At 69.4% G+C, this 22,237-nt stretch carries 20 protein-coding genes; 13 read left to right on the top strand and 7 right to left on the bottom strand.

The window, feature by feature from the left end; all coding sequences use genetic code 11:
* Positions 1 to 109 precede the first annotated feature (109 nt).
* The 8 genes from KEG38_RS17490 to KEG38_RS17455 all read left to right on the top strand — a co-directional run bounded on the left by KEG38_RS17490 (position 110) and on the right by KEG38_RS17455 (position 6,440).
* A complete protein-coding gene (locus KEG38_RS17490) occupies positions 110 to 1,378 on the top strand; it encodes a vitamin K epoxide reductase/DsbA family protein (RefSeq protein ID WP_272420774.1) in 1,269 nt (422 codons plus the stop codon).
* Positions 1,375 to 2,073, top strand: a complete 699-nt coding sequence (locus KEG38_RS17485) for an OmpA family protein (RefSeq protein ID WP_272420772.1) — start codon at positions 1,375 to 1,377, stop codon at positions 2,071 to 2,073. Before KEG38_RS17490 ends, KEG38_RS17485 begins: the two co-directional genes overlap by 4 nt.
* Complete coding sequence (locus KEG38_RS17480; RefSeq protein WP_272420770.1) at positions 2,052 to 2,729, top strand: TlpA family protein disulfide reductase; 678 nt, start codon at positions 2,052 to 2,054, stop codon at positions 2,727 to 2,729. Before KEG38_RS17485 ends, KEG38_RS17480 begins: the two co-directional genes overlap by 22 nt.
* Before the next feature lie 35 nt (positions 2,730 to 2,764).
* On the top strand, positions 2,765 to 5,161 hold the full coding sequence (locus KEG38_RS17475; RefSeq protein ID WP_272420768.1) for a bifunctional serine/threonine-protein kinase/formylglycine-generating enzyme family protein: 2,397 nt from the start codon (positions 2,765 to 2,767) through the stop codon (positions 5,159 to 5,161).
* 162 nt (positions 5,162 to 5,323) lie between these two features.
* Positions 5,324 to 5,545 carry a hypothetical protein gene (locus KEG38_RS17470; protein ID WP_272420767.1) on the top strand — a complete coding sequence of 74 codons (222 nt, stop codon included), beginning with the start codon at positions 5,324 to 5,326 and terminating at the stop codon, positions 5,543 to 5,545.
* 11 nt (positions 5,546 to 5,556) lie between these two features.
* Positions 5,557 to 5,847 carry a hypothetical protein gene (locus tag KEG38_RS17465; protein WP_272420766.1) on the top strand — a complete coding sequence of 97 codons (291 nt, stop codon included), beginning with the start codon at positions 5,557 to 5,559 and terminating at the stop codon, positions 5,845 to 5,847.
* A 12-nt stretch (positions 5,848 to 5,859) separates the two neighbouring features.
* Positions 5,860 to 6,129: a hypothetical protein gene (locus KEG38_RS17460; RefSeq protein WP_272420764.1), complete on the top strand. Its 270-nt coding sequence runs from the start codon at positions 5,860 to 5,862 to the stop codon at positions 6,127 to 6,129.
* A 17-nt stretch (positions 6,130 to 6,146) separates the two neighbouring features.
* Positions 6,147 to 6,440 (top strand): hypothetical protein, encoded by a 294-nt coding sequence (locus KEG38_RS17455; protein WP_272420762.1) that lies wholly within the window; start codon positions 6,147 to 6,149, stop codon positions 6,438 to 6,440.
* A gap of 4 nt (positions 6,441 to 6,444) precedes the next feature.
* On the opposite strand, the gene KEG38_RS17450 is transcribed toward KEG38_RS17455, so the two are convergent.
* Entirely contained in the window at positions 6,445 to 7,134 is a 690-nt protein-coding gene (locus KEG38_RS17450; protein ID WP_272420760.1) for a YkgJ family cysteine cluster protein, read from the bottom strand.
* Between the two features lie 70 nt (positions 7,135 to 7,204).
* Between KEG38_RS17450 and KEG38_RS17445 the strand changes: the two genes are divergently transcribed.
* Positions 7,205 to 7,948, top strand: coding sequence for a glutamine amidotransferase (locus KEG38_RS17445; protein WP_272420759.1), 744 nt, complete (start codon positions 7,205 to 7,207; stop codon positions 7,946 to 7,948).
* 110 nt (positions 7,949 to 8,058) lie between these two features.
* Here the strand turns inward: KEG38_RS17445 and KEG38_RS17440 are convergent, their stop codons facing one another.
* Complete coding sequence (locus tag KEG38_RS17440; RefSeq protein WP_272420757.1) at positions 8,059 to 8,700, bottom strand: TetR/AcrR family transcriptional regulator; 642 nt, start codon at positions 8,698 to 8,700, stop codon at positions 8,059 to 8,061.
* Positions 8,701 to 8,852: 152 nt separating this feature from the next.
* On the opposite strand from KEG38_RS17440, the gene KEG38_RS17435 reads away from it, so the two are divergent.
* Genes KEG38_RS17435 through KEG38_RS17425 form a run of 3 tightly spaced genes read left to right on the top strand, consistent with a single transcriptional unit; the run spans position 8,853 to position 15,281 of the window.
* Positions 8,853 to 12,449 carry a BadF/BadG/BcrA/BcrD ATPase family protein gene (locus KEG38_RS17435; protein ID WP_272420756.1) on the top strand — a complete coding sequence of 1,199 codons (3,597 nt, stop codon included), beginning with the start codon at positions 8,853 to 8,855 and terminating at the stop codon, positions 12,447 to 12,449.
* 25 nt (positions 12,450 to 12,474) lie between these two features.
* Positions 12,475 to 14,400 carry a 2-hydroxyglutaryl-CoA dehydratase gene (locus KEG38_RS17430; protein WP_272420754.1) on the top strand — a complete coding sequence of 642 codons (1,926 nt, stop codon included), beginning with the start codon at positions 12,475 to 12,477 and terminating at the stop codon, positions 14,398 to 14,400.
* A gap of 56 nt (positions 14,401 to 14,456) precedes the next feature.
* Entirely contained in the window at positions 14,457 to 15,281 is an 825-nt protein-coding gene (locus KEG38_RS17425) for a phosphate/phosphite/phosphonate ABC transporter substrate-binding protein (protein ID WP_272420753.1), read from the top strand.
* Here the strand turns inward: KEG38_RS17425 and KEG38_RS17420 are convergent.
* From KEG38_RS17420 to KEG38_RS17410, 3 genes are read right to left on the bottom strand one after another with little or no spacing between them, the layout of a single operon-like run.
* Positions 15,278 to 15,826, bottom strand: a complete 549-nt coding sequence (locus KEG38_RS17420; RefSeq protein WP_272420752.1) for a thioredoxin domain-containing protein — start codon at positions 15,824 to 15,826, stop codon at positions 15,278 to 15,280. The two genes, KEG38_RS17425 and KEG38_RS17420, sit on opposite strands and share 4 nt — an antisense overlap.
* Complete coding sequence (locus tag KEG38_RS17415; protein WP_272420750.1) at positions 15,813 to 16,457, bottom strand: hypothetical protein; 645 nt, start codon at positions 16,455 to 16,457, stop codon at positions 15,813 to 15,815. The genes KEG38_RS17420 and KEG38_RS17415 overlap by 14 nt, the downstream gene beginning before the upstream one ends.
* The gene (locus KEG38_RS17410; protein WP_272420749.1) at positions 16,454 to 16,822 is read right to left on the bottom strand and encodes a DUF4911 domain-containing protein; all 369 of its coding nucleotides are present in this window, start codon (positions 16,820 to 16,822) and stop codon (positions 16,454 to 16,456) included. Before KEG38_RS17410 ends, KEG38_RS17415 begins: the two co-directional genes overlap by 4 nt.
* 146 nt (positions 16,823 to 16,968) lie before the next feature.
* On the opposite strand from KEG38_RS17410, the gene KEG38_RS17405 reads away from it, so the two are divergent.
* Positions 16,969 to 18,510 carry a hypothetical protein gene (locus KEG38_RS17405; RefSeq protein WP_272420747.1) on the top strand — a complete coding sequence of 514 codons (1,542 nt, stop codon included), beginning with the start codon at positions 16,969 to 16,971 and terminating at the stop codon, positions 18,508 to 18,510.
* Between the two features lie 10 nt (positions 18,511 to 18,520).
* Here KEG38_RS17405 and KEG38_RS17400 read toward each other — a convergent pair whose 3' ends face one another.
* Both KEG38_RS17400 and KEG38_RS17395 read right to left on the bottom strand, forming a co-directional pair.
* Complete coding sequence (locus KEG38_RS17400) at positions 18,521 to 19,756, bottom strand: aspartate kinase (protein ID WP_272420745.1); 1,236 nt, start codon at positions 19,754 to 19,756, stop codon at positions 18,521 to 18,523.
* An 88-nt stretch (positions 19,757 to 19,844) separates the two neighbouring features.
* Entirely contained in the window at positions 19,845 to 22,187 is a 2,343-nt protein-coding gene (locus tag KEG38_RS17395; protein WP_272420744.1) for a tetratricopeptide repeat protein, read from the bottom strand.
* Between the last annotated feature and the right edge of the window lie 50 nt (positions 22,188 to 22,237).

Below are 22,237 nucleotides of genomic sequence, written 5' to 3'. Positions count from 1 at the left end.
CGGAATGCCCGTCTGCGCAGACCCGAGACGCTCAACCGCAAGCCGCGCCGGCCCCTGCGCACTCCAGAGACCGTTTGACGGGCCGGTGTGTCCGGCGTAAGCCCTTTCCATGTCCGGCGCACCTCGTCGCTGGCCCTCGGCTCTCGCGCTCGTCGCATCGCTGATCGGGCTCGTCTTCGGCGGTCTTTCGACGCTCGATTATTCGAAGCACCTCGACCGCCAGGTCCACGACATCCACTGCTCGTTCATCCCGGGGCTCGCCTCCGGCGGGGCGGGTGAGAGCGCTTGCCGCACGGCCATGTACAGCCCGTACTCCGCGCTCTTCCGCGATCGGTACTGGGGCGGCATCCCGATCTCGCTCTTCGCGGTCGGCGCCTTCGCGTTCTTCGCGGCCTACGCGCTCTACCTTCTGCTCGCCGGGTCCACGGCCCCGCGCCGCGCCGCCCAGTTCTACGGCGCCGTGAGCGTCACGCCCCTCGTCGTCTCGGCGCTGATGTTCGCGATCTCGGCGCTCAAGCTCGGGCAGTACTGCAAGACCTGCGTCGGGATCTACATCTCGTCGGTCCTGCTCGCGATCGCCGGCATCGTCATCCTCCTCGACGCCCGCAAGGGCGCCTCGGCCCCCGCGCCCGCGGCGGACAAGCCGGAAGGCGCCGCGGAAGGCGGGGGCTCTGGCGGGCGGCCCGTGGGATCGATTTGGCTCGTGCCCGCCTGGCTCGTCGCGCTCGGGATCTTCACGATCACGCCGACGTTGATCTACCTGAGCGCGCTGCCGAGCTACGCCTCGTACATCACGGGTTGCGGCAAGCTCGCGAAGCCCACCGAGCCGAACAACGCGCTCCTCCGGCACACGCCGGCCGGGGCCAAGCAGCCGGCGACGCTCTTCGTCGACCCGCTCTGCCCGACGTGCAAGGCCTTCCACAAGCGCCTCGAAGCCGACGGGATCTTCGAGCGCCTCGACACGACGCTCGTGCTTTTCCCACTCGACAACGAGTGCAACTGGATGCTCGACCGCCCGCTGCACCCGGGCGCCTGCCTGGTCTCGAAGGCCGTGCTCTGCGGGGAGAACCGCGCGGTCGACGTGCTCGAATGGGCCTACGACAACCAGGATCGGCTGCTCGAAGGCGCGAAGTCTCCGGCGGGCCTGCCGACCGTGCGCGCGGCGATCCGGGAGAAATGGGCGAGCCTCGACGCGTGCATCGATTCGAAAGAAACGAAGCTCCGCCTCGATCGAATGCTCCGCCACATCGTGAACAACCAGCTGCAGGTCTCTACGCCGCAGCTCTTCCTCGGCGACACGCGGCTCTGTGACGAGGACAGCGACATCGGCCTCGCGTACAGCATCCGCAAGCTCGCGCCGGACTTGAGGTTGCCATGAAATACGCTGGAATCATCGGAATCGTGGCCGGGTGCACGCTGCTCGCCGGATCGGCCTTCGCGGTGCACGCGGAGGTAAAATCCTCGGCGGAGCGGCTGAAGACGGGGATCGCGGAGTCGGTGAAGCCGGCGGTGGCGATCGCGAACGACGCGGAAGCCCCCTATTGCACGCCGAAATTCAAGGAAGTGCTGGCCCGCGTGATTCATGCCTGCGGCCTCGAAGGCGGGGCGGCGCGGCGCGGCTGTCAGCCGGCCGACGTGAAGACGCTGGCCTCGATCAGCGACGACGATTTCAACGCGCTCTTCACGCCGCTGAAGGAGCGCGGGGGCGTCGTGATGTTCGACGACGGCTCGGAGAAGCTCGACGACGACGGCAAGAAGATGCTGGAGGAGCTCTGGGTCGAGCGAAAGGGCGCCCGGTATTTCTTCATCGTGGCCCGCGCCTCGAAGACGGGCACGCCGGACTTCAACCGGTCGCTCTCGCACAAGCGCGCGAATAGCGCGTTTTTCCACGTCGGCGACAAATTCAAGGAGCCCGATCTCGACAAGCAGGTGGGCCTGCTCTGGCTCGGCAACGAGTTTGCCCAGCTCGGCAAGGAATACTGCGAATGGAATGTCTCGCGGAAAGGCAAGCCCTGCGCCGCGGAGGCGATCAACCGGAGCGCGTTCGTGTCATGGGTCGATTGTCAGCTCTGATTCTCCCGGTCCTCTTGCTCACGGCGTGCCAAAACGGCGAAACGGCAAAGCCGGAGCCGCCGGTGACGGGCCGCAGCAATGCGGTCACGGCCCCGAATGGCGCGGCCGGGACGAACCCGGCTTCGGCCACGGCTTCCGCCAAACCGAGCGCCGCGCCCGCCGCGCCCCGCAAGCTCTGCGCCGATACGACGGCGCGCCCGGCGCCGAAGGGCGCGCTGAAGACCGCCGCGGCCCCGGGCGCGACGGCGCTGCCCGGGAGCCTTTCGTTCGGCGTCGGAAAATGGGTCTGGGTGAATCTCTGGGCGGCCTGGTGTGGGCCGTGCAAAGAAGAAATGCCCCGGCTCCAGAACTTCCAGAGCCGCCTGCGCAACGCCGGGGTGATGATCGACCTCGCGTTCGTCTCGCTCGACGACGACGAGCGGCAACTTTCGCGGTTCCTCGAAGCCCAACCCGAGGCCGGCGTACGCGCGTCCTACTGGCTGCCCGAGGGCGGCGGGCGCGACACGTGGATCTCGGCCCTCGGGGTCAAGGACGCGGGCAACCTCCCCGTCCACGCCCTCATCGCCCCGAGCGGGCAGCTCGCCTGCCTCATCCAGGGGGCCGTCGAGGAGACGGACTACCAAGCGATCGCCGACATCGTCGGCGCCAAGCGATGACGCGCGGCGCCGGAAGCGGTAGAAGCTAGCCGCCCATGTCGGAGCCCGAAAAGAACCGCGATCCCTTCCAGCTCTGCGGCACCACGATCGAGGGCAAGTACCGCGTCACCCAGGTGATCGGCGACGGCGGCTTCGGCGTCGTCTACCGCGGCGAGCACATCGGTTTCGGCGAGAGCATCGCGATCAAGTGCTTGAAGCTGCCCGCGGAGCTCGGCGAGAAGCAACGCGCCCAGTTCCTCGAGCAGCTCCGCGAGGAGGGGCGGCTGCTCCATCGGCTCTCGCGCGTGACCTCGGGGATCGTGCAGGCGCTCGATGTCGGCGCGTTCGTCACGCAAAACGGCACGTGGGTGCCGTACCTCGTGCTCGAGTGGCTCGAAGGCGAGACGCTCGGCGAGCTCATCAAGAGCCAGAGCAGCCGCGGCGGCATGAGCACGGCCGAGGCGATCGCCCTGCTCGAACCGGCAGCGCGCGCGCTCGCCGTGGCGCACGCGCAGAAGATCGCGCACCGCGACGTCAAGCCCGCGAACCTCTTCGTCACCGACGTCGGCGGCAAGCGCACCGTGAAGGTGCTCGACTTCGGCATCGCGAAGGTGCTCACCGAGCACGCGAGCTTCACCGAGGCGCTCGCCGCGACGAGGCAAGGCCCGACCGCGTTCACGCCGCGTTACGGCGCGCCCGAGCAGTTCAACAAGCAACGCGGCGCCACGGGCCCGTGGACCGACGTGTTCGCGCTCGCGCTGATCTTCGTGGAGCTCGTGAGCGCGCGCAAAGCGCTCGAAGGCGACGATCCGACGGAGCTCTACATCATCGCGGCGGATCCGAGCATGCGGCCCACGCCACGCGCACGAGGCGCGAACGTGAGCGAGGCCGTCGAGCGCGTGATCGAGCGGGCGCTCAGCGTGGAGCCGAAGCACCGCTTCCCCGACGCGGGCGCGTTCTGGGACGCGCTCGTCACGGCCGCGGCCGAGGGCAACGCAGGCGCGGCCAGGGCCTCGTCCCCGGACAAACACGCCGCGTCCATCCCGCCGACGATCCAGGAGTCTGCCGCCGACAGCCTGCTCTCGACGGCCGAGTTCGCCGAAAAGAAGCAGCTCGGCGTGGTGACGGAGCAGAACCGCGCGACGGGCAACATCCGGAACAGCGACGCGTTCGGCGCCACCGAGGCCGCGCCCACGGTGGGGAAGCCGGGCGCAAGGCCCGCCGGCCCCATGACCACGCGGGATCGGGATCCGATGGCGGAGACGCCGCTCGGCGAGCGGCTGCCGCAGCCTTCGCAGACGGGCCCGAAGCAGCCGCCCGCGAGCGCGACGCCGCTGCCGCCGGCGAAGGACAACACCGAGAAGACCGGGCTCGAAGCGACGTCGACGGCCGAGGGGAAAGGCAAGCCGGTGTGGCCGTGGCTCCTCGGCGCGCTGCTCGTGGGCGGCGGGGCGCTCGGCTACACGCTGCTCACGATGGGCTCGCCCAAGGGCAAACCCACGCAGAAGCCCGTGGCGAGCGCGACGGCGACCGTGAAGGGCTCGCCCTCCGGCGGCCCGAACACCACGCTGCCGTCAGCCCTCGCGAGCGCGAGCGCGAGTGCGAGCGCGTCGGCGATGCCCTCGGCGTCCGCGGCCGCGCCGTTCGTGCCGCCGCGGGACATGGTCCTCGTCGCGCCGGGCTCGGCCAAGCTCGGCGAGGGCCCGGATCAGCGGCAAGTGACGCTCACGAAGGGGTTTTACCTCGACGCGATGGAGGTCACGACGGGGCAGTACCGCGGCTGCGTCGCAGCCGGAAAATGCCCGGCGGCGAAGCAAGTCGTCCTGCCGGCCGAGAGCGCGGCGCAGCTCATGGCGTCGGCCGACGCGGAGGAAGATCCCGAGGCGAAGGCCTCGCCCGAGGAGTTCGCCCAGGCGTGGACGTCGAAGTGCAACGACACGCGTGACGCCACGGATCACCCGATCAACTGCGTCACGCACGCGGCTGCCGAGGCCTACTGCGCCTTCCGCGGCCGCCGTTTGCCCACGGAGGCCGAGTGGGAGATCGCCGCGCGTGGCACTGCGGGCCGCGCCTTCCCCTGGGGCGATAACGCGCCCACGTGCAACCGCGCCTGCTTCGATCGCAACGGCAAGTGCGTCGAGGGCAGCGAGGGCGTGGCCACGTGCCCGGCGGGCGGAAGGCCCCTCGATCGCACGCCCGATGCGCTCTACGATCTCGGCGGCAACGTGGCCGAGTGGGTCGCGGACGGCTACGCCGCGCCGCCGCCTGCGGGCAACGATCCCAAGGGCCCGACCAGCGTGCCTCTGCGTGTCATTCGCGGCGGCAGCTTCCTCGACCCGGCGAGCCGCATCCGCGCGAGCTTCCGCCTCGGCGTCATCCCGAGCGCGGCGCACGTCACCATCGGCTTCCGCTGCGCGCTCGACGCGCCCGTCGAGCCCACGCCCACGCCCTGATCCCCCCGCTGTCGAGTCCCCTTCGCGCGGGTACGTCCGAGTCCCCCGTGTCAGCACACGCACGTGGGAAAACGTTGACATAGACGTAAAAGTTGGCGAGCGTCTATGCGCGGCGGGGGGCCACACGCAGGCTCCGCGCGAGATCACAGGAGCTTGGTGCAGATGAGCAAATGGCTACTCAGCGCGGGCGCCTTCGTGGTGCTGTCGGGCGCCTTCGGATGTACGCCTCCGAAGGTCGTCACACAGATCACGAGCGCTCGTGACCAGATGAAATTCCTGGTCGTCCAGGGCAACTCCCAGCAGATCGTCAAGTGCCAGGTGGCCGCCGACGGCGCGCTCTCCGGATGCAAAACGATGCAGCTCGTCCTGCAGGATGAGGATTGAGAGGAATGACCATGTCCCGCATCCCGATGGCGCTCTTTGCCTTCGCCCTCGCGGCCCTCTCGACGGGTTGCGTCACGCGCGCGGTCGTCAACTTCGAGGACAACCTGAAGAGCCCAGTGACCGCGCTCGAGGTCCTGAAGACCGAGAACTACCTCTTCTTCGCGAAGAGGACGCACCAGTTCTACATGTGTCAGGACACGGGCGACAAGCTCGTGTGCAAGCTGTCCTGCGACGGCAAGAATGATGTCGTTTGCCCGCAGGGGCAGGCCGGTTACGGCGGCGCGGGTAGCAACGTCCGCTGAGGAGGAAGCACGATGAAATCGATTCAAATCGCGCTTGTCGCATTGATCGCCCTCTTCGGCGTCGCGTGTGGGCCGCCCCCGAAGGTCTTGACGCGTCAAACCTTCCTGGGCGGGGAGAAGGTGTACCAGGAGCGCATCCAGACCCGCGGCGAGATCGACCCGGCCACGAAGCAAATGCTCTTCGACTTCTCCGTCCAGGTCTGTGACGCGACCGAAACCGGCGCGACCAACTGCAAGGAGACGAAGGTCCTCACGAACGTCATCCCCCAAAGCATCTATTGAGCGGAGAAGCGACGACCATGAAAAAGACGTTGTTCCTGATCGGCGCGGCGCTCTGCCTGCTCTCGGGGTGCAGCAACAAGGTCCGTTACCGGACCGCCGGCGGCTGGCTCATGTCGGAAGAGCGCAAGCCCGTCGCCCTGTACCAGACCTACCTCGAGGGCACGTGCTCGAGCGGCTTCCTCGGCATGGGCCGGGGTTGCTCGGACGCGAACTCGAAGCTCATCCGCTGCAACCTGAACGCGGACAACACGCTCACCTGCGTGGAGGACGCGGCCGCGAACCAGTTCCTCAACAAGGACATCCCCGAGTAGTGATTCAGGGCCCTCGCGTGCGAGGGCCCCGATCGAACGCCTCGAGGATCTCGTCCCACGCGGCTCCGTCCCGGAGCCCGAGCGTCTCCCGCCTCGCCGAAAGGCACGCCTCGCTTCCCGCCACGAATGCCCTGCAGTCCCCGGGGCGAATCTCGTAAATCGTGCACCGTTTGTCCGGGCCGAGCAATTGGCAGCGGCCATCGTCGGCCAGACGAAGCGTGACCCGCCCGTCCCGCGACCGTTTCACGTAGGCCCGGCCCGCGAGGTCCCGTCGGCCCGCAGCGCGGAACCGCGCGAGGTCGTGCGCGTCGAGGCGCACGTCCGCGCCGTGGCAACAGGCCGCGCAGGTCGTGCAATCGAGCGGCATCGTCCGCGTCGGCCCCTCGTAGAGCGTGTCGCGCGCGCACCAGTCGAGCACGGCGGGCCGGAAGCGCGGCCGGACCCGCACGAGGGCGAGCCCCGCCGCCGGGCCGGTCTTCACGCGCTGAAATCGCCGCTGCTCCAGGGTGAGCAGGGCGCAGAGGCCGAGCTCGGTGAGTTTTCCCGCTTCGGTCAGCCCGAGCAGGATCTGCACCGAATCCCGGTCGTCCACGATCGCCGCGAACCCGCCCGCGCGCACGTGGGCCGCCGCGCGCGAGAGCCTGCGTGGTCGAAACCTGCGCCAGACGGGGCGCTCCACGGGCGGCGCGGACATGGGAAGCCCCTATAACGTGCGGAGCGCCGGGAGGGGGACCTTTTCCCGCAACATGATTATGATCGGCGTGATGGCAGCCGAGCGTGCGGACGTTACGAACCGGAAAATCTACATCATGAAGACGGGCGAACCCGTGCCCAAGGTGCGCGAGCGCCGCGGCGAGTTCGCCGATCTCATCACGGGCGTCATCGGCGACGCCTGGAGCGGCGACTACGAGACCTTCGACGCCCGCGAGGGCGGGCCGCCGGACATGCGCGACGCCGCCGCGCTCGTGATCACCGGCTCGGCGGCGAACGTGCCCAACCGCGAGCCCTGGATGCTCGCCACGGAGGGCTTTTTGCGCGAGGTCGTGGGCCTCGGCGTGCCCACGTTCGGGATTTGTTTTGGCCACCAAATTCTAGCCCAGGCGCTCGGGGGCGAGGTGCAGAGAAACCCGCGCGGACGCGAGATCGGCACGCGGCCGATCCACAGGCTCGCGGACGACCCGATCTTCGACGGCCTGCCCGAGGTCTTCCGGGCGAACGTGACGCACGTGGACACGGTCGTGCGGCTGCCGCGCGGGGCGACGGCGCTCGCGAAAAACGACCTCGAAGACCACCACGCGATCCGCTTCACCGAGACCTGCTACGGCGTGCAATTCCACCCCGAGCTCGATGCCGACGTGATGCGCGGCTACATCGAGCACCGCTGGGAAATCCTCGCCGGCGAGGGATTTGCGGTGGAGACGCTGCATGCCGACATCGAGGAAGGCGAGTTCGGGCGGCGCACGCTCTTGAACTTCATCCGCTACATCCTCCCGCGCCGCGCACGCTGACGCTCCGCGACTCCGCTCACGTTACGTCATCACCGTAAAAAACTGACTCGCGGGTCAGGTCATGACGAACCCCGCTCGCGGTTCCGAATGACCGGCCGGTCTGCGCTGCGCTAAGCGGTCTTTTTGCGGGTTTTGCGCGGCTTCGGGGGCACGGAGACGGGGGCCTCGGGGGCGCGATCGATGCGCAGGTAGCCGCGCTGCAGGAGGCGGAAGAGCTGCTCGACGAGCTGCTCGCGGGGCCAGGCCTGGCCTCGATCGGTGCTCTCGGCGAAGATCTCCTTGAGGGCGCCGACGGTGAACGTCGCGTACATCGAGGTATCGCCTTCAGCCACGATTCCGAGGCGCTGGCCCTCGTCGAGGCTCACGCGGAGCAGCGTTTTCACGCCGTCATAGAAGGAGCGGATCTTCGCGGCGAAGGCCGGATCGAGGCCCGGCGCGAAGGAGAGCAAGAGCTGCGTGAGCGCCGGGTCGTCGAGCAGGACGGCCACGATGCCGCGGATGTTGTGCTTGATCTGCGCCTCGATGTCGCCCTGCGTGTCGACGGTGAGGATCGCGCCGCCGAGGCGCGAGAAGAGCCCGTCGACGAGCTCCACGAAGACCGAACGCTTGTCGGGGAAGTAGAGATAAAACGTGCCCTTGGCGACGCTCGCCCGGGCCACGATGTCGTCGACCTTCGCCGCGTGATAGCCCTTCGTCGCGAAGACGTCGCGAGCCGCGCGGAGGAGCTCGAGACGACGCTCGGCCTTGTCCATGAAGGGCCTTGTACCACCTCGCCCGCGTGATGCGCACAACGGAAGCACGCCGAGCGAGCGGGCTCTGCCTTGCCTCGCTCGGGGCACCATGATACCCCAATCTGACTGACTGGACAGTCAGTCGGCGGCAAACGGCACGGGAGAGGGACCGCATGGAGAGACGTGACCCGGTGGTGGTCGGGATCGACGTGGGCTCGACGACGGTGAAGGCCGTCGTGCTCGATCCAGGGACGCTCGAAATCCTCTGGAGCGACTACCAGCGCCACCAGACCAAGCAGCCCGAGAAGGTGCTGGAGATGCTCCAGCAGATCGAGGAGGCGTTCCCGGACTCGCCGCGCGCCGAATGGCGCGTGTTCATGACGGGCTCGGGCGCGGCGCCGCTCTGCCCCTCGCTCGGCGCGAAGTTCGTCCAGGAAGTCAACGCCGTGACGCTCGCCGTGGAAAAACTCCACCCGGACGTGGGGAGCGTGATCGAGCTCGGCGGTCAGGACGCGAAGATCATCATCTTCAAGAAGGACGAGAAGACTGGCGACAAGACCGCGGCGCCGTCGATGAACGACAAGTGCGCCTCGGGCACGGGCGCGACGATCGACAAGTGCATGATCAAGGTGGGTTTGCCTCCCGAGGTCGTGCGCGAGATCCACTTCGACGACTCGAAGCTGCACCACGTCGCGGCGAAATGCGGCGTGTTCGCCGAGACGGACATCGTGAACCTCGTGAAGAGCGGGATCCCGTCGACGGAGATCCTGTGCTCGCTCGCGGACGCGATCGTCTTGCAGAACCTGTCCGTACTGACGCGCGGGTCAACCTTGAAACACAGGGTGATCCTGCTCGGCGGGCCGAATACGTACCTGCCGTTTTTGCAGGAGTGCTGGCGCAAGCGCATCCCCGAGACGTGGGAGGAGCGCGGCTACGCGTGGCCGAAGGATCGGCCGATCGAGGAGACGATCTTCGTCCCGGAGAACGCGCAGTACTACGCGGCGTACGGCTCGTGCGTGTACGGCCTGCGCGAGGCGCCCGAGGTGGGCCTGTACGCGGGGACGGACGGGCTCGTCGACTACATGAAGAACGGGCGCAAGGCGCGGCTCGGCGAGAGCGCGGGGCCGCCGCTCGTCCGCACGAGCGACGAGATCGACGACTTCCGCAAGCTCTACGCGATCCCGCGGTTCAAGCCGATGCAGCTCGAAGCCGGGCAGGTCGTGCGCGGCGTGATCGGCGTGGACGGCGGGTCGACGTCGTCGAAGGCGGTGCTCGTCGACGAGGACGGCGAGATCGTCTGCAAGGCCTACCAGCTCTCGAAGGGCAATCCGATCCAGGACACGAAGGAGCTGCTCGCGCAGCTGCGTGACTACGTGCAGGGGCACGGCGCGACGTTCGAGGTGCTCGGCTTCGGGGCCACGGGGTACGCGGCGGACGTCTTGCAGGAGACGATGCGCGCGGACGTGAACATCGTCGAGACCGTGGCGCACATGATGAGCGCGGTGCGGTACTTCGGCGACGTCGACGTCATCTGCGACATCGGCGGGCAGGACATCAAGGTCCTGTTCATGAAGAACGGCGACATCGCGAACTTCCGCCTCTCGAACTCGTGCTCGGCCGGCAACGGGATGCTGTTGCAGGCCATGGCCGATCAGTTTGGCCTCAAAGTGACGGAGTACGCGGACACGGCGTTCCAGGCCGAGCTCGCGCCGAAGTTCAGCTACGGCTGCGCGGTCTTCCTCGACACGGATCGCGTGAACTTCCAGAAGGAAGGTTTTTCGAAGGAAGAGCTCCTGGCCGGCTTGGCCCAGGTCCTTCCGAAGAACGTGTGGCAGTACGTCGTGCAGATCCCGCGGCTCGCGTCGCTCGGGCGCAGGTTCGTCCTGCAGGGCGGCACGCAGTACAACCTCGCCGCGGTCAAGGCGCAGGTCGACTACATCAAGGAGCGCGTGCCGGACGCGGAGGTGTTCGTCCACCCGCACACGGGCGAGGCGGGCGCGATCGGCGCGGCGTTCGAGACGCTGCGCGTGATCAAGCGGCGCGGGACGAGCACGTTCATCGGGCTCGAAGCCGCGATCGACCTCAAGTACCGCACGAAAAACGACGAGGAGACCGTCTGCCACTTCTGCCCGAACGAGTGCAAGCGGACGTTCATCGACGCCGAGCGGCCCGACGGATCGACGGCGCGGTACATCTCGGGGTTCTCCTGCGAGAAGGGCACCGTCGAGAGCGAGGACGCGATGCTCGCGCTCGTGGCCGACCGGAAGAAGATCGCGAAGCAGTTCCCGAACTGCGTCGACTACGAGTCGAAGCTCGCGTTCCGGAGTTTTTACAAGGGCAACGCGATGCCCGCCGACGGGACGCCGATCAAGGACACCGTCATCAAGAAGGGTCTCTTCAGCGTGCGGCGCGTGGAGACGACGCGGCCCTTCCGGCGAAGCGGGTACGAGGTGCAGGAGCGATTGCGCAGGACGCGCATCGGCATCCCGCGTGTCTTGAACCTCTACTCGACGGGCCCGTATTTCCGGGCCTACTTCGAGGCGCTCGGGATCCCGAAGCAAAACGTGATCTTCAGCGACGAGACGACCGAGGAGATGTGGGTCGAGGGCGGCAAGTACGGGTCCGTGGATCCGTGCTTCCCGTCGAAGGTGACGCAGGCGCACATCCACAATCTCTTGTTCCACCATCACTCCGCGGACAAACCGCTGAAGTACATCTTCTTCCCGATCCTCACGCACGTGCCGAGCTTCGGGAAGAACGTGATGGACAACGCGAGCTGCCCGATCGTCGCGGGCGTGCCCGACGTGATGAAGGCGGCGTTCACGAAGGAGGTCGACTTCTTCGCGACGCGCGGGATCGAGTACCTGGATCCGCCGCTCACGTTCGCCGAGCCGCTGCTCACGGCGCGTCGCATGTACGAGTGCTGGGGGCCGCGGCTCGGGATCACCGAGGACGAGAGTGATCACGCGCATCGCGAGGCGATGGCGGCGCTCAGCGCGTTCGAGCGGGATCTGCAGGAGAAGGGGCGCGCGATCCTGGAGACGGTCGAGGCGGAGAACCGCGTGGCGATCCTGATGGTCGGCCGGCCGTACCACTCGGATCCGGGGCTGAACCACGGCATCCCGGAGGAGTTCCAGGTGCTCGGCTACCCGATTCTGAGCGTGCGCTCGATCCCGCGCGACGACGAGTACCTGCGCCGTTACTTCAAAGAGGAGTACGCGCGCGGACAACACCCGCTCGACATCAACGACGTGTGGCCGGAGAACTACTCGGCGAACAGCGCCCAGAAGGTGTGGGCCGTGAAGTTCGCCGCGCGGCACCCGAACGTCGTCCTGCTCGATCTGTCGAGCTTCAAGTGCGGCCACGACGCGCCGACGTACGGCATCGTGGACGGGATCGTGTCGTCGAGCGCGACGCCTTACGCGGCGCTGCACGACATCGACGCGAACAAGCCCGGCGGCTCGATCAAGATCCGCGTGAAGACGTACGCGCACAGCCTGAAGCTCTACCAGGAGTCCTTGGAAGACCTCGCGAAGAAGAAGGCGGAGCTCGCGCACAACATCGACAAGAAGCGGCTCGAGCTCTTGCAGCTCAAACAAAAGCAGCAGGCGGAGCGGCGAACGTCGGATCCGGAGCTGGAGAAGCAGATCATGGAGCTCTCGGCGAAGGTGCGGGCCTACGAGGCGCCCCCGCCGGCCCCGCCCGAGCCGCCGAAGGGCCTCGTACAACTCAAGAAGAAGCGCGCCGACGGCAGCGTCGTTTCGGTTTGACGTCGAAAGAGTCAGGGAGGAATCGATGGAAACTGCAGTGCAAAGGACGCGGCTGCCGATCATGAACGGCGGCGCGAAGCAGTCCGTGGTCGACGAGGCTCTGGAAGCCGAGCTCCGCGCCTTCGAGGAGGCGGAGCGCGAGCGCCTCGGCATCAAGGCCGACCGCAAGCAGTGGGTCGACTCGATGTTGAACCCCCAGGTGAAGCGGGCCGAGCGCGAGAACGTGACGCTCCTGATCTCGGGCCTGACGGCGGCGCAGGACTTCCTCGTGGAAGGCGCGCTCGGCGGACTCGGCTACAAGATCAAGAACATCGGCTGTCCGGACCAGGAAGGCCTGCAGGTCGGCAAGGAGTTCGGCAACCGCGGGCAGTGCAACCCGACGTATTTCACCGTCGGCAACCTGGTGAACTACCTGATCAAACTCCGCGACGAGCAGGGTTTGACCAGCGAGGAGGTCGTCAAGAACTACGTGTTCCTGACGGCCGGCGCGTGCGGGCCCTGCCGCTTCGGGATGTACGTGACGGAGTACCGCAAGGCGCTGCGCGACGCGGGCTTCGACGGCTTCCGGGTGATGCTGTTCCAGCAGACCGGAGGCCTGTCGCAAGCGACGGGCGACGACGTGGGCATCGACATGAACCCCGCGTTTTTCGTGGGGATCGTGAAGGGCATCGTGTGCGGCGACGTGCTGAACGCGCTCGGCTACCGCATCCGGCCCTACGAGGTCGTGCCCGGCGCGACGAACAAGGCGCTCGAGGAGGCCAAGCGCATCATCTACAAGTCGCTGCACGATCAGACGAACGTGTTCGTCGCGCTCTACAAGTGCCGCAAGCTCTTCGAGGCCATCGAGGTCGACCGGCTGCGTGTGCGCGCGAAGGCGTCGATCATCGGCGAGTTCTGGGCGATGACGACGGAGGGCGACGGCAACTACCAGCTCCAGAAGTTCCTCGAGAGCGAGGGCGCCGAGAACGACATTCAGCTCACGACGGCGTGGCTGCTCTACAACGTGTGGGAGGTCCGTCACGACACGCAGGATCGCGAGGTGCTGCGCGGCGTGGACGAGGGGACGATGGGCCTCAAGGACCACCAGGGCGAGTTCGACGTGGCGAAGCGGATCGCCACGATGCGGCTCGCGGAGGCGGCGCTGAAGGTCGGCTTCCAGGCGTTCGCGCAACCGATCGGCCTGCACGACTATCACCTGCCGGACATGGACCTCGTCGCGCAGGTGGCCGAGGACTACTACTCGAACGATCTCCGCGGCGGCGAAGGGCACATGGAGGTCGGCAAGCTGATCGTGAACACAGTGCGCGCGAAGGCGCACATCACGGTGAGCGTGAAGCCGTTTGGATGCATGCCGTCGTCCGGCGTCTCGGACGGCGTGCAGTCGCTGATCACCGGGAAGTACCCGGGCACGATCTTCTGCGCGGTCGAGACGAGCGGCGACGGCGCGGCGAACTTCTACTCGCGCATCCAGATGTACATGTTCAAGGCGCGGATCGCGGCCGAGCAGGAGCTCGAGCGCGTGCTCGCCGAGGAGGGCGTGACGATCGAAGAGGTGCGCGCGTTCCTCGACGCGAACCCGAAGTACAAGAGCGCGCTCTACTACCCGCCCCACCGCGTCGCGGGGACGGCGGCAAACCTGGTCTACGTGGTGGCGCCGCTCATCAAGAAGTCGGCCGCGGAGCGCGCGATCGACAAGGCCAAACACGCGGCCGAGGTGCTGCGCGAGGCGGCCGTGAACGCGCCCGGGACGATCGCCGAGGTCTACCGAAAGGCGACGAATCCCGAGACGATCGCGAAGGCCCGCGAGGACGCGCTCGTCCTCCGGGACATCGTGCGCGGCAAGGCCATGGTGCGCTTCCGACCGCTCTTGGAGCAGCTCATGGGCAAGGCCGTGTTCGAGAACAACCCCGAGATTCGCACGACGACGTACGAGCCGATCGCCGCGGAGTGACAGGCCCGTCCTTCCTCCCGTCTTGACCACCGCGTGACCCCCTGCGACCGTGGGGCATGGCTCCGGAAGAAGAGAAGACGGCCCTCACCGTGGGCGTCGTGCTCACGTCGGATCCAGAGGGGTCACGCACGTCGCTCAACGCGTTCTGCAAGGCGCTGTCGGAGGCGACGGGCTTCGAGGTGAACGGCCTCGGAGGCTGGAACTACAACACACTGCTCGAAGCCCTGGAGACAGGCGAGGTCGATCTCGGCTGGCTGCCGCCACTCGTGGCGATGCGCGCGACGAGCCGCGCGCGCGTCATGCCGATCGTGCTGCCCGTGCGGAACGGGGCGTCGTCCTACATGACGGCGTTGTATGCGCCGAAGGCCTCGCCGCTGCGGGAGATCAGCGATCTCCAGGGGCTACGCGCGGCGTGGGTGGATCGGCAGAGCGCGGCCGGGTACATCGTGCTGCGGGCGCATCTGCGCTCGATCGGCGTGGACCTCGATCGCGCCTTCCGCGAGAACCTCTTCTTCGGTTCGCACGGCGAGGTGGCGCGCGCGGTGCTCCGGGGCGACGCGGACGTGGGCGCGACGTTCGTGCACGTGGAGCCGGATCCGAGCCATCCGCGCGGCGAGCGCGTGGTGCGGGCCGGATGGGGCGCGGCGGAGGTGCACGTGATCACGTGTGCGGGGCCGATCCCGTCCGATGTGATGGCCGCGAGCGTGCGCGTGCCGGTGTCGACGATGCGCAAGGTGCAACGGGCGCTCGTGGGCAGTGGAGACAGCGAGCTCGGTCGGGCCGCGCGAACGCTCTTCGGCGCGGAAGGGTTCGTCGTGGCGCTGAGCGAGCACCTGGATCCGCTGGCGAAGCTCATCGCCAAGCAGGATCCCGAGGCCTAACGCGCGTTCGTCTGCGGGGTCTTTCCCTGTTCCAGCGCGCGCAGGGCCGCGTCGAGAGCGTCGGCCGTCGCGAGGCCGAGGTTGCGGAAGACCTCGCGGCCCTGGGGATCGAGGATGACGACGCTCGGGACGTGGTGGAGGCCCTGGAACGGCCCCGCGCCCGCGATCGTGGCCTCGTCGGCCATGGCGACCGGATACGGCGGATCGACGACCTTCGCGAAGGACTCGACGAGCAGCTTGTGGTGCGGCGGTTCGAGGACGACGAGGCCGGCGTTGATGCGCGGGACATGGCGCCGCACCAGGGTCGAGAGGAAGCGGGCCTGCGCGTGGGACGAGTCGTCGTACGTCGCGACGAACCCGATCACGGTGTAGCGGCCGGCGACCGTGTCCGTCGACAACGCGCCGCCGTCGAGCGTCTCGTAGGAGAAGACGATGCGCGGGCCACGCACGAGCGGCTGCGTGGGCGCGTCGGGCGGAGGCGTGGACGAGCACGCGACCGGGGCCGCGAGGAAGGCGAGGAGCAGGGCGCGTCTAGCGCGGATCATCGATCGCCTCGAAGTCGGCGTCGAAGAGGTCGGCGAACTCGCGCAAGGACGCGGGTAGCTCGCCGCCGCGACGGCGATGGGCGAGGATCGCATGCGCGAGCTCCTCGACGACCGGGGTGAGCGGCGTGGTTTCGAGCAAGACGCCATCGACGACGGCGCCATTGCGAGGAGCGTCGCCCTCGCTGAGGAGGCAGTCGTGCCGGGCCCAGAAGAAGCCTTCGTCGGGCAAGTAGCGGCACCAGAGGACGCGGACGAAGCGAAGGTAGACGGGCTGGACGAGCGCGACGACACGCGCGCCGCCGCGCGCCATGCCCGAGAGGGCACGGATGGGCCGGCCACGCCACGCCGAGGTGTCGCCGAGGACGATGGCCGCCTCCATGCGCGCGCGGCGCTCGGGATCGGCCTCGACGGCGAGGAGCGGGGCGTAAAGGGCGACGAGGGGAACGGACAAACCGGGCGCATCCTCGGCGAGCGCGTCGAGCCAGGCGTCGCGGGCTTCGGGCGCGAGGCCGGCGTAGACGTCGGCCGCGGCGAGGGCCGCGTCGGCGTCGTTGGCGAGCGCGCCGAGCCACTCGCGCCAGGCCGCGAGGATACGAGGCTCGGGGTTTCCGGGCTCCTGCGGCTCGTTCATCGATCGCTCCCGGCTTGGGCCTCGGGATGGACGCGGACGTCGATCTCGCGCACGAGGTCGTCGAGCAGCTCGACGAGATCTTTTTCGCGATCGGGCGGCGCGGCGACGAAGAGCTCGCCGCCTCGCTCGGCGAAGATCGTGCCGAGGCCCTCGCTCGCTTCGAGGATGCCCTTGAGAAAAACGACATCCGCGGGGCGGACGTCGACGCGACGCACGAGCATGCCCGCCGAGACCTCGGGGATCGGCAGCGCGCGTCGCCTCCGTGCCGGGCCTCCGTGGCCAGGGCTTCGCGCGGAGGAAGGCGCTTGGTCGGCGTGAGGCGTGCAGGCGCCATCGGCGTGATGCGCCGTGTCGGACGGGGGCATGGGACGGAACAGGTAAGCACTGCCCAGCGCCGGGATCCAGCACGGGTACGACCCTCCACGCGTGCCATGTGGGGACGGCCTTTCCAGCCGAGGAAGCAACGCTCGCGCCGTGCTCGTCGGGGCAAAGGCGCTAGATTCGTGCCGCCATGTCGTACGGGAAAGACGATCCGGTTGCCGAAGTTGCTTGCGCTCCGCAGAGCCGGGAGGGGGAGCCCGGGAGGGAGGACGAACCCGGGCGCGCGCTCGCGTTCGGGGCCCCGGCCCGCGCACCCCGGAAAACCGAGGAAGAGGACGACGACATGGAGCTGCCGCCGCTCGACACGGACCCGAACGCCGGGGACGACGACGCGGACGACGGTAGCTTCGACGATGCGCTTCCAGAGCTGCGCGACGACGGCGGAGATCCGCTCGACGACGCAAACGCCCAGGATCTCGACGTGGGGCTCGACGTGGACGAGGACGCGGACGCAGGCTCCGGGGACGACGCCGAGGAGGGGGTCGACGTCGGGTCACTCGACGAGGATCTGGCGACACTCGACAGCGAGGAGAGCGCGCTCGACGAGGATCGGGACGAGAGCGCGTTCGGCGACGACGATGCGGCAGATCTGGAGCTCGACGCGACGCAGGACGACGGCGGCGCGGAAGGGACAGGCGAGAACGCGGAGAACGACGTCGACGAGTCGGCACTGCCGGAGCTCGACGAGAGCGCGAACGACGAGGCGGACGACGAGGCGCTCGCGGACGAGCTGCTCGAAGAGGCGGCGCGCGGAAAACTGCCGCCATGGGCGCCGAGCCGGTTCGTGGTGCTCGAGGGCGCCGGCGCGCCCGTGCCGTGCACCGCGGTGACGGTGTGCGGAGGGCGCGTGCTGGCCGCAGGGGACGTGGTGCTCGTGGTGGACGAGGGCGCGCACGCGGCGCGGCAAACGGGGCTCGATACGCCGAGCACGGCGGTCGTCGCGACGGACGAGGTGACGGTGGTGGCGTCGGCGCGCGGGGGGCTGCTCGTGAGCCGTGATGGATGCGCGTCGGCGACGCCGGTCGCGGGGTTCCGATCGGGCAAGAGCTCCGTGGAGCTCGCGGCGACGCCGGGGCGAATCTGGATCCTGCACGAGGGCTCGCTCTGGTCGATGACGGGCCGCGAAGGGACGCCAGTGCTCGCGCGGGAAGGCGGGGTGCGGGCGATCAAGGCGGCGGGCGGGACGCTCGTGGTGCTGGCGACGCGGCCCGAAGGCGCGGCCATCGAGAGGCTGCGCGGCGATGACGAGGCCTGGCAAAGGGCGCCGCTCGAAGGCGCGGCGGCCGAGCTCGCCGTGGGGGATCCGAGGTCGAGCCTCGCCGTCGCGGCGGCGGGGAGGCGCGTGGCGATCGTGTCGCCGCGCGGGCTGCTCCTGTCGAACGACGGCGCGCATTCGTTCGAGTCGGTCGATCTGCACGACGTGATCGGGGCGTGCTTCGCGGGCGATGAGGAGGATGCGCCGCTCTATGCGTTGATGGTGCCCCCAGGCAACGCGACGTCGTACGTGGTGCGCGTGGGCGAGGATGGCGACGTATCGCGCGTCGCAGAGTTACGCGGGCCGGATGGGACGGACCTCGGCGAGGCATCGATCGCATGGGACGGCTCGCGCGAGGTCGTCTGGATCGCGAGCCGCCTCGGCCTCGTCGCGCTCGGTCCGGCGCGGCCGCACTGACAGTGGTGGATCAGCTCTCGACGAAGGCGCGGTGCAGGACGCGCTGCGCCTCGGCGAGGGCGCTCGCGGGGAGGACGGCGCTGAGCCGGAGCGGCGTCGCGGTGAGGGCGCTCGGGGTCGCGGAGACGCCGCGGAGCGCGGCGAGGAACCGCGCGAGGGGCTCGGTCGTCGCGGCCAGGCCATCACCGACGACGCTGACGACGGCGACGTCCTCCACGAGCGCGAGCGACGGAAGCGCGCCGGTGAGCCGCTGCTTGGCGCCGCGCCAGTCGGGCACGTTGAGCAGGGAAACCACGAAGCTCGCGCCGCGCTCGTTCACGGCGAGATCCTTCAAGGGCACCTTCGCCTCGCCCGCGACGCGGAGCAGATCGTCGAGCTTCGCCACGTCGGGCAAGCTCCCGAGCGCGACATTGCCTTCGCCGACGACCGCGCGGGCGCGGAGATCCTCGCGGGGGCCGAACTTGCGCACCACGGTTTGCCGCGCGCCCTCGTCCTCCGCGTCGAACGTCGATCGCGCGTAGATCGCGATGTTCGCGCGGCGCGCCCATTCGACGGCCTGCGCGCAGACGACCTTCGCGCCGCACTCGGCCATCTCCTGCAGCATCGCGTGATCGAGCTCGGGCAGGTGCTGCGCGTCCGGCACGACGCGCGGATCGGCCGAGTAGACCCCGTCGACGTCGCTGTAGATCTCGCAGCGCTCGGCCTCGAGCGCGGCGGCGAGGGCGACGGCCGTGGTGTCGGAGCCGCCGCGGCCGAGGGTCGTGATCTCGCGCCGGTAGCTCATGCCCTGGTAGCCGGCGATGATCACGATCTGCCCGCGCGCGAGCTCGTCCTCGATGCGGTGCGGCCGGACTTCGATGATCCGCGCGTCGAAGTGGCGGTCGTTCGTGAGGATGCCGGACTGCGAGCCGGTGAAGGAGATCGCGGCCTCGCCACGCGCCTGGATCGCGATCGAGAGCAGCGCCATGGAGACGCGCTCGCCGGTGGAGAGGAGCATGTCGAGCTCGCGGCGCGGCGGATCGGCGGCACCTCCGGCCTGGTTCGCGACCTGCCGCGCGAGCGAGAGCAGGCCGTCGGTCGTCTTGCCCATCGCGCTCACGACGACGACGACGTCGTTGCCCGCGCGCTTCGCGGCGACGACACGATCGGCCACCCGCCCGAGCTTCTCGACGTCGGCCACCGAGGAGCCGCCGTACTTCTGGACGATGATCGGGCGCCGCCTTCCGTTCGACTCACTGCCTTGCACGAGGTACCTCGGAGAGAAGAGGGCGCGCGAGCGCGCCTTCGTCGACCGCTAGCACGACCGCCGCGCAAGGGGCAAACACGCGGCGAGGCTAGTCCTCCTCGCTCGCCGCCATCATTTCGTAGAGCTCCGCCTCCGAGGGCCGGCCCTCGGCCCGCGCCGTCTCCGCGAGCCGCTCGAGCACCGCGCGTCTGCGCGGCCAGAGCTCGCGCCGGACCTCCTCGCCGCCCTCTTCGATGCGCGCCGAGAGCAGCGCGAAGAGCTCGAGATCGCGACCAAGACGCGCGAGCGCGTCGGCGAGGCGGAGCGCGACCTCGTGATCGTGCGGGTTCGCGCGGAGCTTGTCGGTGAGGCGCTCGACGAGGATCTCGTCGCTCTCGTCGTCCTCGTCGTTCGTGGGTGCTTCGTCGAGCGAGCGAGCGGACTCCACCGACGGCGCGGGAGGCGTGAACGAAGGCGCGCGATCGGACGGCACGATCTCTTCCGCGGGAACCGGCGGAGGCGCGGCCTGGGGCGGAGGCGCGGGCGCAGCGCGACCGAGCTCGGTCGAGATTCGACGGAAAGCCGCACCGATCTGGCGATCACGCGGGCGCAGCCGGATCGCGATGCCGAGGTGGCGCTGCGCGGCGCGCAGATCCCCACGCGCGTTCTCCTCGATGTCGGCGGCCTCGACGAGCATCGCGGCCACGGCCGCGGCCCGATCGGGATCGTCCGGAGAAACCGCCTCCGCCGCTTCGCGCAGCCGCGCGAGCGCGAGCGAGGCGCCCGCGAGATCCCCGAGCTCGGCGCGCCATCGACCTTCGAGCGCACGCGCCTCCGCGGTCTGCACGAGCCCCGGCGGGATCGCACGGACCCGCGCGATCGCGGCGGGACGATCAGACGCATGCTCGACGAGCGCACGCGCGAGCTCGATCTCGACCGAAGGCAACGTGCGCCCCGCGCGCGCGGCGAGCGATGCGGCACGCGCGAGCAGATCCAGCGCGCGCCGTCCCTCCCCCGCGGCGCGGAGCGACAGCGCGAGCCCGAGCGCGGCTTCGGGGCTGTCAGGCGCATACCGGAGCGCCCGCTCGAACAGCACACGCGCCTCGGCCACGTATCCTCGCGACAGGAACGCATCGGCCGCGCGGCTCCAGATGCGATGCCGCGCCTCGGGCCCGCGGGCCGCGGCTTCGAGGTGCTCGGCATCGACCCGCGCGCCTTGCGCGTCTCCCACGTCGAGCCGCGCCTCGATCCGCGCCCAGCGCGCGTCCTCCAAGCTCGGCGACCGCACGACGGCCTGATCCAGCGCGTCGAGCCGCGTCGCGAGCTCCGGCGAGATCCGCGCGACCTCGAGCCACACGAGCGCCGCGAGCGGCCCGAACGCCTCGGCGTGCGCGGCGCGCGCGTACGCCGCGACCGCCCCGCCTTCATCGCCGATCGCCGCGAGCAGCGCACCGCCGAGCAGACCCGCGTCGATCGCCGGGATCGCGTCGACCAGCGTCGAGAGCGCGGCCTCGGCTCGCTCGCCCTCCGCGACGTCGATCCACGCGATCCGCGAGGAAATCTCGGGATGCCGCGGCGCGCGCTCCAGCGCGAGCAAGTACCGCCTGCGCGCTTCTTCCAGGTCGCCGGACGCCGCGATCGCGTCCGCATCCGCCGTGAGCTCGGCTTGCTCGATCGCCCGGATCGCCGCGGCCGGCAGCGCTGGCGGCGACGCGGTCGCATCGGCGCGCAGGGACAAACTCATCTCCTCCACGGCCGGCGCTTCCCACCGCGCACCATGCACCGACGGCGCGCGCGCTCCAGCCGCCGGCATCACGTGCCTGACGAGCGAAGCCACGGCATCGGGCAGGATCACCGCGCTGCCTGCAAGACGCCCGAACGGCCGACAAACCTCGGCGAGCACACGCAGCGCGAGCACATGCGGCGGCGCCCCGAGGCCCATGCCACGCGCGCGCTCGGGCACGAGCCGCACGTCTCGCTCGTTCGGCGCGATCACCACATCGAACGCGAGCGCCGCGCGTCCGAGCCGCATCCCCACGCGAAGCCCCACCTCCGTCGCGACGATCCCGATCTCGGGCGTCCCTTCCCCGAGCACACCCCGCGCGCGCGGCGCCGCGAACGCCGCGAGATCCTCGGTCCTCGCCGACACGGCGAGCCGCCCGAGCACACCACGTCGATGCCGGAACCGCGTCACGCCTCCCGTGAGATCCACCGGAAAACGCACGCTTGGCAGCGCGATCGCGAGCTCGGTCGCGACGAGCGGCCCTACGGCGAACGGCGCGTCGAGCTCGATCGAAAGCGTCCCTCGTTGCACCGAGAGCAGCAGGATCGGCCGATCCGTCGGGCGAGGCTTCGCCTCCGCGCCGCTGCTCCCCGTCGTCGTCGGGACGCGGAGCGGCTCAGCGCGTCCGAAGGGGCGCGCTCGCCCTCCTGGCCCGACACCAAAAGCCACGCGCCCTAGCCTACCAAAGAGGCGTGCCGTACCGCGAATTTCCCGAGCCG

The organism is Polyangium jinanense, from assembly GCF_028435265.1.
Taxonomy (GTDB): Bacteria; Myxococcota_A; Polyangia; order Polyangiales; family Polyangiaceae; genus Polyangium; species Polyangium jinanense.
This window is presented reverse-complemented; position numbering and strand designations above follow the sequence as displayed.